The sequence below is a fragment of the Paenibacillus sp. PastM-3 genome (genome assembly GCF_029893965.1).
Taxonomy (GTDB): Bacteria; Bacillota; Bacilli; order Paenibacillales; family Paenibacillaceae; genus Paenibacillus_AQ.
This window is the reverse complement of sequence record NZ_JARXXP010000009.1, coordinates 1-15,037: the sequence shown is the minus strand read 5'-3', so window position 1 is coordinate 15,037 and position 15,037 is coordinate 1. Positions and strand designations below refer to the sequence as shown.

Below are 15,037 nucleotides of genomic sequence, written 5' to 3'. Positions count from 1 at the left end.
TTAAAACGTTATAATGAAGGAGTTCCTATGAACGTTATGCAAACCGATATAGCCGCTCAGCCGGCATCCAAGCAATCGATTATCAGCAGCCGTTACGGATTCACCGCGGTTATTATCGTTCTGCTGGTCATCACTGTTCTGTCCGCAGGCGCCGCCGTCTCCTTTGGACAGGTGGAAATTCCCGTCTCCCAGTCGTACCGGATTCTGCTCCATCAGATTACCGGCATTCAAATTGGAAATGTGCAGGATCTGACTTCCGGATCGTTTGTAGACATCATCTGGAAAATCCGGTTTCCGCGCGTACTCATGGCCCTGTTCATCGGTGCAGGCCTTACACTGTGCGGTACCATTATGCAGGCTGCCGTTCAAAATCCGCTCGCTGATCCATACATACTCGGCATTTCCTCAGGCGGCTCGCTGGGTGCCACCTTCGCCATTCTTATCGGCTTCGGCACGATGGGTTTTCTCGGTCAGACCGGTGTAGCCTTCTGGGCCTTTGCCGGGGCTGTCGGGGCTTCATTGCTTGTGCTGCTCCTGGCTAATGCCGGCGGCAAAATGACCTCCGTCAAGCTCGTGCTGGCCGGTATGGTTATAAATGCGCTATGTACCGCTTTTGCCAACTTTATCGTCTACTTTGCCAACAATGCTGAAGGCATCAAGACCGTTACCTTCTGGACCATGGGCAGCCTGGCCGCCTCAAGCTGGGACAAGCTGCCGCTGATTGCGGTGTCCGTGACGCTTGCCGCCGCATTCTTCCTGATACAGTTCCGCGCCCTGAATGCCATGCTGCTTGGTGATGAAGCGGCGGTTACGCTGGGGATTTCGCTTGGCCTTTACCGCAAGGCTTATATGATCCTCACCGCCCTGATTACTGGTATTATGGTCGCCAGCTGCGGTATGATCGGCTTTGTCGGCCTGATTATCCCCCATCTGGTAAGAGGATTAGTTGGTCCTGATCACCGCCGGCTGCTCCCGGCCTCTATCCTGTTCGGGGCAATCTTCATGATCTGGACAGACGTTATCGCCCGGACCATCGTTCCGAATGTAGAGCTCCCGATCGGCATTATCACTGCCCTGATCGGTGCACCGATGTTCATGTACATGCTGGTCAAAAAAGGCTACGCGTTTGGAGGCAAATCCTAATGGACTTAAACGTTGAACGTCTGGCAGTCTCTATCTCCAATGTTAATATCGTCAAGGATGTATCGCTCAAGGTCCGCAATAAGCAATTCGTCGGCCTGATCGGGCCGAACGGCTGCGGCAAATCCACGCTGCTGAAGAGCATTTATAAGGTCATCAAGCCTAAACAGGGAGATGTCTTCCTGTCTGACCTCAATGTAATCAAGGCAAGCCCCAAGGCGGTTGCGCAAAAGCTGGGCGTCGTCGGCCAGTTCAATGAATTGAGCTTTGATTTCAAGGTACGCGAGATGGTGGCAATGGGACGGACCCCGCATAAAGGCATGCTGGAAACAGACAATAAGCAGGATCATGATATTGTAACCGGCGCCCTGCGCAAGGTTAATCTGGAGGATCACGCAGAACGCAGCTACAATTCACTGTCGGGCGGTGAGAAGCAGCGTGTCATCCTGGCCCGTGTGCTCGCCCAGCAGCCGGAATTCATGATTCTCGATGAGCCAACCAATCACCTGGATATCAAATTCCAGCTGCAGATCCTGAACATTGTAAAAAAGCTGGACATCGGCATCCTCGCCGCACTCCATGATCTTACGCTGGCCGCCCAATACTGCGATTACCTGTATGTGATGAAGCAGGGTCAGGTTGCGGCATGCGGCAAGCCTGAGGATATTCTGACCAAGGAGCTGATCGGCCAGGTATTTGATGTGGCCTGCGAAACCTACCGCAATCCTGTTACCGGGGCGCTGGGTATTGCTTATCTGGAGACTACATAGCCTGAATCTGTGTATAAAAAAAGAGCGCCTCCCTTTGCCTGGCCGGAGACGCTCTTTTGGATATGTATATGTACAGCAAAAGAACGGCATCGCTGCCGCTCTTTATAGGATGGACTCTCAGGGGCTCGAACCCTGGACAAATAGATTAAGAGTCTACTGCTCTACCAACTGAGCTAAGAGTCCATATTATGTTGTTTGCAATAACATTTGCTCTCAAAAGGAACTCTTATAATATACCTCGCAGAGATATAAAAGTCAACCATTTATTTTGCAGCTGCCTGGACTCACTCTGCCGGGCAGCTGCCATCACCTTCTCCAGTGGGCCGCCTCAACCTGTAAATCACCGGCCTGCCTCTCCCCTGCCGAATCTCTCCTGATAATAGCTTGGGGTACACCCCGCGTATTTTTTAAAAATGGCTATGAAATATTTATAATCCTTATATCCAACAATCGCAGCAATTGCATAAACTTTATCCTCGCCGCTGCTCAGCAAATCCATCGCTTTTTGAATGCGGTAGCGGTTCAGAAAATCGTTGAAGGTATAGGTTGTTTCACTTTTGAAGGTCCGGTTTAGATAAGTGGCGCTTACGCCCAGGCTGTCTACCAGATCCTTAATGCCGATTTTTTCCGCATAATGCTCCTGGACATATTGGATCATTTTGGATACATAACGGGATGATTTCCCGGGCAGCTTCACGACAGACGCCTGCAGCAGCTCTCCGTTTCCGGCTCCAGAAGTGATCATCGCAGTGTACTGCCGTTTCATTTCCAGCTGGCTCTTTGCACGCTCCAGTGCAGCTGATAGCTGCTCCTGTTCCAGCGGCTTCAGCAAATATTCGGTTACCCCTAGCCGGATAGCATCCTTGGCCAGCCTGAATTCATCATAGCCGGACAAAATGATATAGCTGCAATCTGCTTCCTCCACACTATGCTCAATCATGGAAATTCCGTCCATCAGCGGCATGTTTACATCAACAATCACAATATCGGGGTGAAGCAGCGCAATCTGGCGGAGTCCCTCCTCACCGTTCTCTGCTTCACCCACAATTACACACCCGGCTCCCATCCAGTCAAATGTAAAACGCAGGCCTTTACGGATCATCTCTTCATCCTCAACCAGCAGCACCTTAAACATCTGCGGCCTCCTTCCTGTATGGCAATACAAAAGTTACCCGGGTTCCCTCTCCCGGAGTGCTGTCAATCTGTATGCCATAACGTTCCCCATACATCAGCACTAGCCGCCGGTGTAAATTATGCAGCCCGATATGCGGAGCACGGTTATCCTGAGACTCCATAATAGTCCGGACTTCCTCCAGCCGTTCGCTGCTCATCCCTCCCGCATTATCCTTCACCTCAAGGATCAGATCCGCCTCCTCTACACGGCCCGTCACTGTAACCGCTACAGTTCGGCGCTGGCGGTAGCCGTATTTAATTGTATTCTCTATGACTGGCTGCAGCATCAGCCTGGGAACCAGTGCAGTCTTGGCCGCCAGGCTTACCTCTTCCCGGTAATGGAGCCTGTCCTTGAACCTTATCTGCTGCAGCTTCATGTACCCGGCAATATACTCCAGATCATCGCCAAGCATAACATGGTCCTTTTCGTTGCCAATGCTGTAGCGCAGATGTCTGGAAAGCGTAAGCACCATATCCTGAGCGAGCTTGTTGTCTACAACAATAGCGTAGCGAAGCGTCTCCAGCACATTAAATATAAAATGCGGGTGAAATTGCGACTGCAGGTGCTTAACCTCGATAACCCTGCGCAAATCGGACAGCTCCGCATTCTGGGCGACGAGCTCATTCAGTCGCTGCAGCATCTGATTATATTGGCCCGCAAGCGTCTCGAACTCATCCCCGGTGCCGATATAGACGTAGGAGTCCATGTTACCTGACTCCAGCTCTCTGACGGCATAGATCAGCTTATCTATCGCCCGTGACTGGCGGGTGGAGATAATGCGGGCAGAATATTGAATAACAAACCATAACAGCAGACTGGCCATCACAAAAAACACAGCCAGTGACCAATAGGCGCTATGATTCCCCTCAGCAGCGCTTAACGTGTAAACTCGCCACTGCGATAACGGTATGTATGTTTCTTTACTGTAATACTTTCCATTATCAATCCAAACGTAGCCCTTAGAATCACTGGACAGGCTATATTTATTCATTAGCCCCTGCGTCAGATTATTCGTAGTAGCAATAATGGTGCGGTAAGAATCAGTAACCACGGCAATTTCGTTATTCTGCACAAAGATCAGCTTCTGCAGATCCAATTCATACAGCTGATAGATCAGATAACCGAGCACTTCCCTTCCGCTGCGGATTTCATGGGCAAAGGTATAGGCGGTATAACGGTCATGCGAGAAACGGATATGATTGGTTTCGGCAAGGAGCGGCAGGCCTTGGCTGTGCATCCGCCGGGCAATTGCTTGCAGTGCGAGATCAGACGGTTCAGAATTATAGTTGGCTGAAGAGGCCATAATCGTTCCATCAGCACCGATAATATACATAATGCTTTTTACCTGCTGCCGGTTATTGAAGTCATAAAACCGCTCGAACACCTCCGGACCATGATTACGTGATCCGGCAAAAGAAATAACGGTTTCCAGCGCTGCAGCTTCGCTCATTTCTTTGACATAGGAGCTGTAGACCGTCTCCATCGATGATTTGATCTGCCTGCCCGCTTCCGCCGTCTGGCTGACCAGCACAAACCGCGAATTGATCATCATGAATACCAGAAACAGCACAAACAAAATGGAAATCGGCACAAGGGTGTGCAGCAGAAACATCCGGCGCAGCGAATCCTTGAAACTTCTTTTTACCATTGCGCCACTCCCTTTCTGATACATCCTACTATCATACCCGACTGTCCGGATTCACGAAACCAGCGGATGCACCGGCAGATGAACAAAAGCCGGCCCGCTTACGCGGGACCGGTTCGCTGTTACATGGTTACTTCTTTTTTGCCGGAAAGCTTGAAGAACAACAGCAGGGAAACTACAGTAATCGCAGTCAGCAGGGTTGATAGTGCGGCTGCAACCCCGTAATTGCCGCGTACAACCTCTGTGTAGACAGCAACCGTCATCGTGCGGGTATTTCCCGTGTAAAGAATAATAGAGGTGCTGAGCTCCGTTATAATGCTTATCCAGCTGATGATCGCTCCGGCGAATACACCTGAAATCATCATCGGCACGGTAATCTTGAAGAACGTCCGCATAGTTGAGGCTCCAAGGCTGATTGCCGCTTCTTCAATGCTGTCATTCACCTGATGGAGCACTGCAGCACTGGAGCGGATCGTGTAGGGCAGACGCCGGATGACAAAGGCGGCAATCAGAATTATGGAGGTTCCGCTCAATACCAGCGGCCCCTTGTTAAAGGTAACCAGCAGGGCGATCCCGAGTATGGAGCCCGGTACGATATAAGGAAGCATCGTAAAGGTATCCAAGACATTCGCAACCGCACCTTTACGCTTTACTGTTACATAAGCGATCAGCACAGCAGCGAGCGTGATAATGATGATCGTAATGCCGGCCATCATAAAGGTGTTGTAGATGGAATCACCGACCTTCGAGAAGGCTGCACGATAGCTGTCGAGAGAGTATCCGTCCACAAAAATTTTACCGGAGGTCTTAAGGAAGGACGTATAAGCTACATATCCCTGCGGCATTAATGCCAGTAATGTAAACAGATAAACATAGGCATGGGCTGCAAAATTGGCGAATCCCTTAAGTTTCTTAGGTTCAATTGGATTCAGTGCGCTCATACTGTATGATTTCCGGTTAGCCACGAACTTTTGCAGCAGAAACACAGCAACGGCGAACAGAACCACAATAACACTGATCGCAGCGGCAAAGCCGTCATCTCCTCCAACCTCACTAATAAACTCATTAAAGATCAGCACCGGTACGGTCCGGTACCCTTCACCGATTAGCATCGGTGTGCCGAAATCGGCAAATGCCCTCATAAAGACCAGCAGGCCCCCGGCGAGTAAGGTCGGTGTAATCAGCGGTACGAGTATTTTCCACATTTTCCGCAGACCCGTGCAGTTCATGCTTTCGGCTGCTTCCATCAGCGAGTTATCGACATTCTTGAGTGCCCCCGACACGTACATAAAAATCAGCGGGGACAGCTGCAAAGTCAGCACAAGCAGGATACCGGAAAAGCCGTAAATATCAGGCATACGAATACCGAATACACTGGATAAGAAGGTGGTAATCACCCCGCTGCGCCCGAGCAGCAGGATCCATGCGTATGCGCCGATAAACGGGGCCGACATAGAGGAGATCAGAATCAGGATGCGCACCGTTGCGCTTCCTTTAATTTTGGCAACCGTCATAAGGTAAGCCAGCGGCCCGGCCACCAGGATGGACAGCAGTGTGACGCTTACAGTCACCTTTATGCTGTTCCATACAGCATTCATATAATAGGCTTTGCTAAAAAATTTATGAAAGTATGCGAGCGAGAACTCGCCGGTTGTCCCGTCAAAGAAGCTTTTGATCAGCAGCATGAATAAAGGCAATGCCAAAAATATCAGATATCCTGCAAAAATAATAAAGGTAATCAGCGACCAGATATCCAGGCGCTTTGTGCGGCCGCTCATGAGAGAGCTCCCCGGTTCAGATTGCGCTCACCGGACGCATCATAGACATTGACTGTTCCTGTAAGGATGGCCAGCGTAACCTTCCTGCCGATTTCTACTACTGTACTTACAGCCGACTGCTGAATGATTTCTACTTCCTGCCCGTTTTCGAGCTCGACGACCAGATGTGTATTGAGTCCCAGAAAGACATTATTGACGACCTTTCCGGTGAGTCCCTGCCCGTCCTCCGAGAGTACAAATTCCTCCGGGCGGACTGAAATTTTGACCGCAACCGCACCAGCAGGCTTCACTTCCGCCTGCAGCTCCGGCATCTCAAGGATATAGCTGCTGCCGATACGAAGAACAGGCCTGCCCTCAGCACCGTTCTCCAGCTGTGCCTCTATTACATTTGTCCGCCCTATAAACGTAGCGACGAACAGATTAGCCGGACGCTGGTAGACATCTCTAGGGGTTCCCACCTGCTGGATGATGCCAGATTTCATAACCGCAATCCGGTCTGATACTGCCATCGCCTCTTCCTGATCATGCGTTACATAGACCGTGGTTATTCCAACCTCGCGCTGAATCCGCTTAATGGCATTACGCATGTCGACACGGAGCTGGGCATCCAGATTGGAGAGCGGCTCATCCATGAGCAGCACGTCCGGATTAATGACGATGGCCCGGGCCAGGGCTACCCGCTGCTGCTGTCCCCCTGACAAATTTTTGGGCATCCTGTTTTTATACACTTCAATCTGCACTGTATCGAGAATTTCTTCTACTCTGCGCTGCTGCTCCTCCTTGCCGACTTTACGGTTCTGCAGCCCGAATGCAACATTCTCGGCTACATTTAAATGAGGGAAGATCGCATAATTCTGAAACACCATCCCGATATTCCGCTTACCCGGCGGGACGTTATTCATCACCTTATCATTGAAACCAAGATCGCCGCCTTCAATAGTGTTGAAGCCTGCCACCATCCGCAACAGTGTCGTTTTCCCGCAGCCCGAAGGACCCAAAAGGGTGAAGAACTCACCCTTTTGAATGTCCAGGGACAGCTCGGGGATAACGGTTGTGTCGCCATATTTTTTAACAATGTCCTTGAAGGATATCGCAACGCTCATGTTATACACCCGCTTTCGTTCTAATTAGCTGTGCTGATTCCGAATTATTCCGCTATATCGGTAAAGAGCTCCGTGTAACGCTCCACAATGGCTGCTTTATTCTCCGCAACATACGCTACATCTTCATCAATGACCTGGATTTGCTCAATCGGTGTCATGAAGTCGCCAATCGCAGCATCTGTGCGCAGAGGCCGGTTAGTCGTCTCCTGGCCAAGGGCATCCTGTCCTTCTTTAGAGATCAGGAAATCAATGAATTTCTTGGCATTGTCCTGATTTGGCGAGCCCTTTATAACTCCCGCTACCGCATCCAGAAATACCGTTCCTTCTTCAGGATATACAACCTTTACCGGGGCGCCGTCTCTAACATAGCTGACTGCCGGATCTTCATAGGTTAACGCCACTACATATTCACCGTCTGCTACACTTTTGTGCGCTTTGCTGGAGCCGCCGGCAATTTTACCATCCAGATTCTCCAGAAGCTTCGCCACATAATCCCAGCCTGCATCAGAGGTATAATCCCCGCCCATTGCTTTCAGCATATTAGTCAGCTGTGCAAATGCCGAGCTGGAGTTGGCAGGGTCAGCCATCGCAATCTTGCCTTTCAGCTCCGGATTAAGCAGATCCGCATAGCCGTTAATTTCAATACTGCCTGCCAGATTTGTATTTACCAGCAAGACACTTCCATCGGAAACGTAAGAGGTCATGATGCCTGTTGTATTCGTGTGTCCTTCAAGTAAATCTTTATCATTAGGTGACACGTATTCCTCGAACAGATCCGCATTATCGTTAAACAGAGCGTATGCTCCGCCAAACATGACGTCAGCATACGGGTTTGATTTTTCCGACTGAATCCGCTTGATCAGCTCACCGCTGCCTGCCGATACCAATTCCACCGTTATGCCTGTCTGCTTCTCAAATGCAGGAATAAGAGCATTGATCATCGCTTCACTGTTTGGTGTATAGACCACCAGACTGTTTGATGAACCGCTGCCGGAGCCCGACGCTGTCTCATCTGTTTTGTTACCTCCGCATGCCGATAGTACCAGCACCACCATTGTCATAATAATTGACACGTTTAGCCATTTCTTCATTTCCTGCTCACCCCTTATATGAATATATGTCTATTTTAGCAGCTTGAAAATTCATTTAAATCCTATTATTCGACAAAATCATCTAAAATGCACAACCTTATGTCATTATTTATTACATAAGTAGAGATTGCAAGGGGAATAATATCAGTCAAACAATATAGCATTAATTTTCTCTACAGGCATTCCTCCTAGACCCCCAGGCTTTCACAAGGTGTAAACTAACGTATAATGAATAAAGCGAGAGTGTTGCATTCATCAGGACATGGAGGTATTTTATTATGAACTTAAGTCTTAACTGGATTACGCTCAGGGTACGCGACCTGGAGGCCTCTCTACATTTCTACCACGGGATTCTGGGTCTTCCCATTGAACGGCAATTTGAGAGCAGAGGCAGGCAGATCGTGATGCTGGGCCCGGAGGCTCAGCCCAAAATCGAGCTTATTCAAGGAAGTGATCCGGCATTGCTGCCGGAATGCGGGGTGTCTGTCGGATTCGAAACGGAGTCACTGGACAGTGCCATTGAAGAATTAAAAAGCCATGGCATCCCGCTAGCCCGCGGGCCTATCTCCCCTAATCCGCACCTGCGGTTCTTTTATGTGCTGGACCCAGACGGGTTTGAGGTGCAGATCGCGGAGCACAGCTAGGCTGTTGTAGCGGGTTGTGAGAAGCCTGCCTACAATAAACCTAACGGAGGGAGGAGCCGTTATTCTCATAAAAAAGACGGATTCGGCAAGCTTACGGACACAGCTGCCGTTATTGACGGTGGTATGGCTGAAACAAGCAGGTTTGGGTGTAAATAAAGTCTTTACGGTCCGTTAGCTTGGATAATGACGCTATGTGGCGGATATAAAGGCTTTACGGTCCGATAAAACAATGTCAGAACATAGTAAGAGCCCTCATTATAGGTTTGGAGGATGAAACAAGATTCCGCGCTCCCTTTATGCTCAAAGTCCGCCATATCTGCTGAGCTGGCATAGACGGCATAGCATCAAATTAGTCAAAACGACCGTTCCCTTAGCTAAGGGAACGGTCGTTTTGACTTTTCATACGAATCGATTGAACTATAACAGATCCGGAACCGGTACCTTAGACCAGTTCATGTCCGTACCCAGATAGAAACTGGTGTAGCACGGCTGGTTATAGACTACATTCTGCCAGGCTACCCCTGTCCGGTACTGGGGATCATGCATCAGCGTGTACAGCTTGCGGTCCGTTACTTCTGTGTTCATGTAAATGCGTATAGCCGAGCTGTCCGCCAGCCGGACGACCAGCTCCTCCCGCCAGTCACCGAACAGGTCTGCCACCAGGCAGGGGTTGCCCTTGGTGCCGTTGTTGGAACGTGTGCCCTCTGCCGTCAGGAGTGTGCCCTGCTTCCAGTCTTCAATGGTAACCGGTTCTTCAAATGTGCCGCTGATGAACTGGGTCGTCATATCAGCCGCCCACTTGATATTCATGTTCGTTCCCGGCGCCCGTTCATCCAGCTTCTCGCCCTTGGCTGAGCGAAGTCCCCGTGATGGCTCATGAGCCAGGTGGCTTTCGCTGCACCAGGTCTGCAGGCCGGGCACGGCCGGTTCTACTTTACCGATCATGCCCCGGCCTACATCCTCCTTGGCAAAGCCGCCGTACAGCACCTCTCCGGTCGCCGCATCCCGCAGCGTATATCCATAAGGACCGTGAATGCCCTCCTCATGAACCATATAAATCTGCAATCCGTCCCGGTCAGGATCGACTACGGCTACATGCAAGGCGTCCCCGTGACCCAGCTTGGCGTATTCCCCCGGAGCCGCGCTTCCCTCAGGCAGAATTCCGCCTGAGCTGTACAGGATGCTGCCGTCATGGTCGATCGTGGCCGACCCGTAGATAATCTCCTGGCAGCCATCTCCGTCCACGTCGGCTGTAGATAGTGCATGAGCACCCTGCTTGGCCAGCCCGCCAAAGTCCGGGTTCCGGCCATCCTGAAGGTGCAGGGTGTCTGCAAAAGGATTGTTCATTGTAACCCAGCCGCTGTCGATGTACCACGTTTCTGTCAGTTCCTGTCCGTTCCAGCTGTAGGCGGCCATGGTGGCCCGGGTATAGTATCCGCGGGCAAACAGCGCATACGGCTTCTTTCCGTCCAAATAAGCGACTCCAGCCAGGAAGCGGTCCACCCGGTTCCCCGGCTCAATCCGGTTCCAGGAGTAATCCCCCCACATCAGCCCATCGTCATGGCGGCCCGGCTTGTAGCGGACTGTTGCAAGCTCCTCTCCTGTTTCACCGCGGAAGACGCTGAGGTACTCCGGCCCTTTTAGAATAAACCCTTCAAAATCACGCAGCTTGTTGCGTTCGCTTCTTGAAGGCGCATATACATCCAGAAAATAATCCGCAAGCCGGACCGCATCCTCCCGGGACAACGGATAGGAATATTCAGGGTCGATTCCGAAGCACTCCTCCAGTGTAGCCGGCCAGTGTCCCGCTACCACTTCTTCATGGCTGTGCCAGCCCTCGAACAGCTCCGCAACATGCTCCGCATACGCTGCACCGTTCATGCGGTAATCATCATTATGGCTGTACCCGGCAGCTTCATCCTCGGGCAGCAGCGTAATGAATGCTTCAGAGACCGGAGCACCCTCCTCGTAACGAATCACCTTGGTACCCGGCGCTGTTTTGAACATCAGCTCAGCCTTGCCGTCTCCGTCAAAGTCATAGACCAGGAACTGGGTGTAATGCGCCCCTGCCCGGATATTAACACCTAAATCGATCCGGTACAGCAGAGTACCGTTTTGTTTGTAACAATCCAGATACACATTTCCGGTATAGCCTACATGGGAGACATCCTTGGCATTCGACGGGTCCCATTTTACGATGTATTCGTACTCTCCGTCACCGTCAACGTCGCCTACACTCATGTCATTTGCACTGTATGTGTACGTTTGACCGGCAGGTGTAACCCCGTCTGCGGGCTTCTGCAGCGGTATTTCCAGATAGGGGGTCTCCCATGGCCGGATTGACCGGCACTGCTCTTTCTCTTCTCCGTTTATAACGGCGGCTACCGCATACTCCGCTTCCCGGCTGCCGGACCTATCCAGATAATTCGTGCTGTCACTAATCTCAGCAATGCGTTCGCCGTTACGATAGATCCGAAAATCTGCAGCAATCAGGCCGTTGTCCGTAGCAGCGCTCACTTCCTGTCCCAGCAGCCGCCAGCTAATAAATATCCCCTCCGAGGTGCAGACTGCCGCCAGCCCCCGGTCCAAATGCTCCATTTGAATACTCATTTGCGTTTCTCCTCCATACCTGCCTGTTTATAATGAGATCTCTCCAAAGAATTAACACCTGTAGCATACTTATCTCCCGTTATTCCGGCAATAGGACAATTTTGCCCGCCCTGTTATGGGGTTTTGGACTATTTGTCACAGATTGAACATTCTTGTATCCCCGGCTGACTGTACGCAAAAAGACCACCTTTCTGAATTAACAGAAGATGGCCTGTTGCATAGGGGTTAAGCTTTTTTACGCGATAAAACATAATAGACCGGCAGTCCCGCCAGCGTAATCCCTATTCCAATCAGCGAGCGCAGCGGGTCACTGACAATTGTGCTGCCCAGAATGTAGAGTCCGCCTGCAACACCGATCACCGGAGTAACCGGATAAAGCGGCACACGGTAGCGGCCTTTTTCCGGCGGCATTTTTTTGCGTAACAGAAAGACTCCAAATACACCCATCGTAAAAAAGATCCACAATACAAACACCAGCAGATCCGTCAGCGTATTAAAAGTCCCGGAGAAAATGTAGACTACCGCCAGCACACTCTGAAAAATAAGCGCATTAGCCGGAGTCTGGAACTTGGGATGAATACTGCTCAGCACCCGTGAAAATGGAATCTGCTGCTTCTCCCCCATCGCCTGCGGTACCCGTGCTGCGGTCATCAGATAGCCGTTCAGCGCACCGAGCACAGAAATAATAATGCCCGCCGTAATAAAAGCTCCGCCCCCGTTGCCAAACAGCGCATCAGCCGCATCAGCCCCTGGAGTCGGTGAACTAATGATTTGCTCATAAGGAAGCGCCTTGAACACCGCCACATTAAACAGCACATACACAGCAATCACAAAAATAACCCCGATCGAAATGACCTTTGGCAGGGTCTTCGCCGGATGTTTAATTTCACCTGCCATATTCGTTACACTGATCCAGCCGTCATACGCCCAGAGTGTCCCCAGAACCGCCGCCCCAAAGCCTGCCCCCGCTGCCGGTGCACTGATGCTGTCAAAGCCGGGCGCCAGATTCGAGAACAGGCCAACGCCGATAATACCCGCAACCGGAATCAGCTTGCCCACCGTCGCAACCGTCTGGATCATCCCGCCGAATTGGGTGGCAATGACATTCATAATCAGAATAAACGCCAGAATGGCCACTGCCAGCAGCTTCTGCTGCCAGCCGTTCAGCGGCACGAAATACCCGGAATAGGTGGCAAAAGCAATCGCCAGCGCCGCTACAGACGCCGGATAAGAAATCACAGCCTGCACCCAGCCCAGCAGATACCCGAATACGCCGCCGTAGAGCTCACCCAGATAGGTATACAATCCGCCGGATTTAGGAATCGCAGCAGCAATCTCAGCCACAGTCAGTGCTGAAGCCAGTGTAATGATCCCACCAACACTCCAGGCCAGAATACTCATCCATGGCGTTCCGGCATTGCTTAACACAATCCCCGGCTTCAAAAAGATCCCCGACCCGATAATCATCCCGACCACAATGGCCAGGGCCTGAGTGGAGGTTACTGTTTTACCGAGTGATTTCGTTTTCGTCTTGTTCGTGTTCATAATTAAATTTCTAACCCTTCCTGTCTCAATAATCACGGCGAATTTCCGCCTGCATATCTTACCATGCTGTGTGAGATTTAGAAGTGGGGAATTTCACTACGGCCTGACTAGAATTCTGCTACTCTTCCTCGTCATCCCAATCATCTTCAACACCAATTGCCCCTCCTGCGAATTCTAGTATATGGAATTAATGTCGAGTGTATTTGAAATTTATCATTAATTGCGGTTGTAATCAACAGCATGTCATAGCTTCATAATTTGATGGCGATATAATGGAGATATAAGCCGTGAAGCACACGCCGTTTTCATACATTCTCCTCCTAAAGTAAGCTGGAGGAATGTGTGGGAGCGGCTTTTTTGCGGACAAATATAACGCTCGAACGAGCGTTCAAGGAGGGTACAGCATGACACGTTTTGAGCAGCGTTATGATGAATGGCTAGCTCACAATCTGGAAAAGGAAAGCAACCATAGGAGAAAAGAGTTACTCGGCAAAGGGTTAGGCTACGGAACCGTTGAATTCCTCCGCACGGTCTGGTTCCCGGCAGTCGGCAATTTGGATTATTTGTTTCCGGAGTGGGAAGTGCGAGACTTTAGTAACGGATACCGCTATCTGGATTTGGCGTATATGCCTGGAGGTGTAAAGGGAGGGATTGAAATTCAAGGCTATGGACCACACGCCAGAGATCTTGACGTTAGAAGATTTAAGGATTTATGCCGCAGACATTGTCTGCTGGCGCTGGATGGCTGGACGTTTCTCCCCATCGCTTACCCCTCTATTGTAGAAGAGCCCAAGCAATGTCAGCAGCTGGTGCTGTCTTTTATAGGTAAATTCGTGGCGACTGATGTTTCTTCTACATTAACTTGGCTCGAAGCGGAAACTATGCGTTATGCCAGACGTTTGCTCAGGTCATTCACTCCTCAGGAGCTCGCAGACCATTTGCATGTAACAGACCGGCATGCCAGACGCATTCTGCACGGATTAGTGCAACAACAGCTGCTGGATATAGCAAGCGGCGGACAGCAGCGCAATAGGACATACCAATTGAGAATATAGCTTATAAACGTTAGGTCTTGAGATGAGCAACTGGATAAAGCGTTACGGACCGAGGAGCCCTTATTTCCGCAAAAGTAAGCATTACCCCAGGCTAACGGACTCAGATGACGTTATTTGCGTTCCAACTGCTGAATTATGCTGGAATTGGGGAGAATAACGTCATTACAGTCCGTTAGCCTGTGCAGGTATGCCGAATGGCGGAAATAACGGCGCTACGGTCCGTTAGAATTCATAAGGTGCATAGGATCAATCAAGCACAGCAGGTTATGCTGAGTTATGACTAAGTAAATTGTTAGCCAAGGGAGTGGGCTGATCGATAGACTGGATTGTCAACAGTAAATCAGACAACTTTTTTAAGGGCTTCTTGACGATACTGAACCGGTGTCTGGTAACCCAATGTGCCATGAATACGATGCTTGTTGAACCAATTGACGTAATCGTATAGTTCGATTTCCAAGTGCCGAAGACTATGGAATTCCATT

Annotated in this window: 12 protein-coding genes and 1 tRNA gene; 4 read left to right on the top strand and 9 right to left on the bottom strand. The window is 50.5% G+C overall.

Translation table 11 applies throughout. The features are described from left to right. Positions 1–27: 27 nt before the first annotated feature. Together M2108_RS14855 and M2108_RS14850 are read left to right on the top strand one after the other, a co-directional pair. Entirely contained in the window at positions 28–1,143 is a 1,116-nt protein-coding gene (locus tag M2108_RS14855; protein ID WP_481856913.1) for a FecCD family ABC transporter permease, read from the top strand. Continuing rightward, positions 1,143–1,910: an ABC transporter ATP-binding protein gene (locus M2108_RS14850; RefSeq protein ID WP_277470298.1), complete on the top strand. Its 768-nt coding sequence runs from the start codon at positions 1,143–1,145 to the stop codon at positions 1,908–1,910. The genes M2108_RS14855 and M2108_RS14850 overlap by 1 nt, the downstream gene beginning before the upstream one ends. A gap of 110 nt (positions 1,911–2,020) precedes the next feature. Here M2108_RS14850 and M2108_RS14845 read toward each other — a convergent pair. From M2108_RS14845 to M2108_RS14820, 6 genes are all read right to left on the bottom strand, one after another. Next, positions 2,021–2,093: transfer RNA gene (locus tag M2108_RS14845), tRNA-Lys, on the bottom strand. 157 nt (positions 2,094–2,250) lie between these two features. Beyond that, positions 2,251–3,045 carry a response regulator transcription factor gene (locus M2108_RS14840; RefSeq protein ID WP_277470299.1) on the bottom strand — a complete coding sequence of 265 codons (795 nt, stop codon included), beginning with the start codon at positions 3,043–3,045 and terminating at the stop codon, positions 2,251–2,253. Further along, positions 3,038–4,732 carry a sensor histidine kinase gene (locus M2108_RS14835; protein WP_277470300.1) on the bottom strand — a complete coding sequence of 565 codons (1,695 nt, stop codon included), beginning with the start codon at positions 4,730–4,732 and terminating at the stop codon, positions 3,038–3,040. Before M2108_RS14835 ends, M2108_RS14840 begins: the two co-directional genes overlap by 8 nt. Positions 4,733–4,851: 119 nt before the next feature. Then, positions 4,852–6,507, bottom strand: coding sequence for an ABC transporter permease (locus M2108_RS14830; RefSeq protein WP_277470301.1), 1,656 nt, complete (start codon positions 6,505–6,507; stop codon positions 4,852–4,854). After that, on the bottom strand, positions 6,504–7,610 hold the full coding sequence (locus M2108_RS14825; RefSeq protein WP_277470302.1) for an ABC transporter ATP-binding protein: 1,107 nt from the start codon (positions 7,608–7,610) through the stop codon (positions 6,504–6,506). The genes M2108_RS14830 and M2108_RS14825 overlap by 4 nt, the downstream gene beginning before the upstream one ends. Before the next feature lie 44 nt (positions 7,611–7,654). After that, entirely contained in the window at positions 7,655–8,701 is a 1,047-nt protein-coding gene (locus M2108_RS14820) for an ABC transporter substrate-binding protein (RefSeq protein ID WP_277470303.1), read from the bottom strand. 278 nt (positions 8,702–8,979) lie between these two features. Between M2108_RS14820 and M2108_RS14815 the strand changes: the two genes are divergently transcribed. Then, positions 8,980–9,345: a VOC family protein gene (locus tag M2108_RS14815; protein WP_277470304.1), complete on the top strand. Its 366-nt coding sequence runs from the start codon at positions 8,980–8,982 to the stop codon at positions 9,343–9,345. Between the two features lie 417 nt (positions 9,346–9,762). Here M2108_RS14815 and M2108_RS14810 read toward each other — a convergent pair whose 3' ends face one another. Together M2108_RS14810 and M2108_RS14805 are read right to left on the bottom strand one after the other, a co-directional pair. Continuing rightward, positions 9,763–11,955, bottom strand: a complete 2,193-nt coding sequence (locus tag M2108_RS14810) for a rhamnogalacturonan lyase (RefSeq protein WP_481856914.1) — start codon at positions 11,953–11,955, stop codon at positions 9,763–9,765. A 225-nt stretch (positions 11,956–12,180) separates the two neighbouring features. Beyond that, entirely contained in the window at positions 12,181–13,500 is a 1,320-nt protein-coding gene (locus tag M2108_RS14805; protein ID WP_277470305.1) for an APC family permease, read from the bottom strand. Between the two features lie 404 nt (positions 13,501–13,904). On the opposite strand from M2108_RS14805, the gene M2108_RS14800 reads away from it, so the two are divergent. Continuing rightward, positions 13,905–14,555 carry a transcriptional regulator gene (locus tag M2108_RS14800; RefSeq protein WP_277470306.1) on the top strand — a complete coding sequence of 217 codons (651 nt, stop codon included), beginning with the start codon at positions 13,905–13,907 and terminating at the stop codon, positions 14,553–14,555. 340 nt (positions 14,556–14,895) lie between these two features. Here the strand turns inward: M2108_RS14800 and M2108_RS14795 are convergent. Then, positions 14,896–15,037, bottom strand: a 142-nt coding sequence (locus M2108_RS14795; RefSeq protein ID WP_277470313.1) for an IS3 family transposase, incomplete at its 5' end; no start/stop codon positions are given.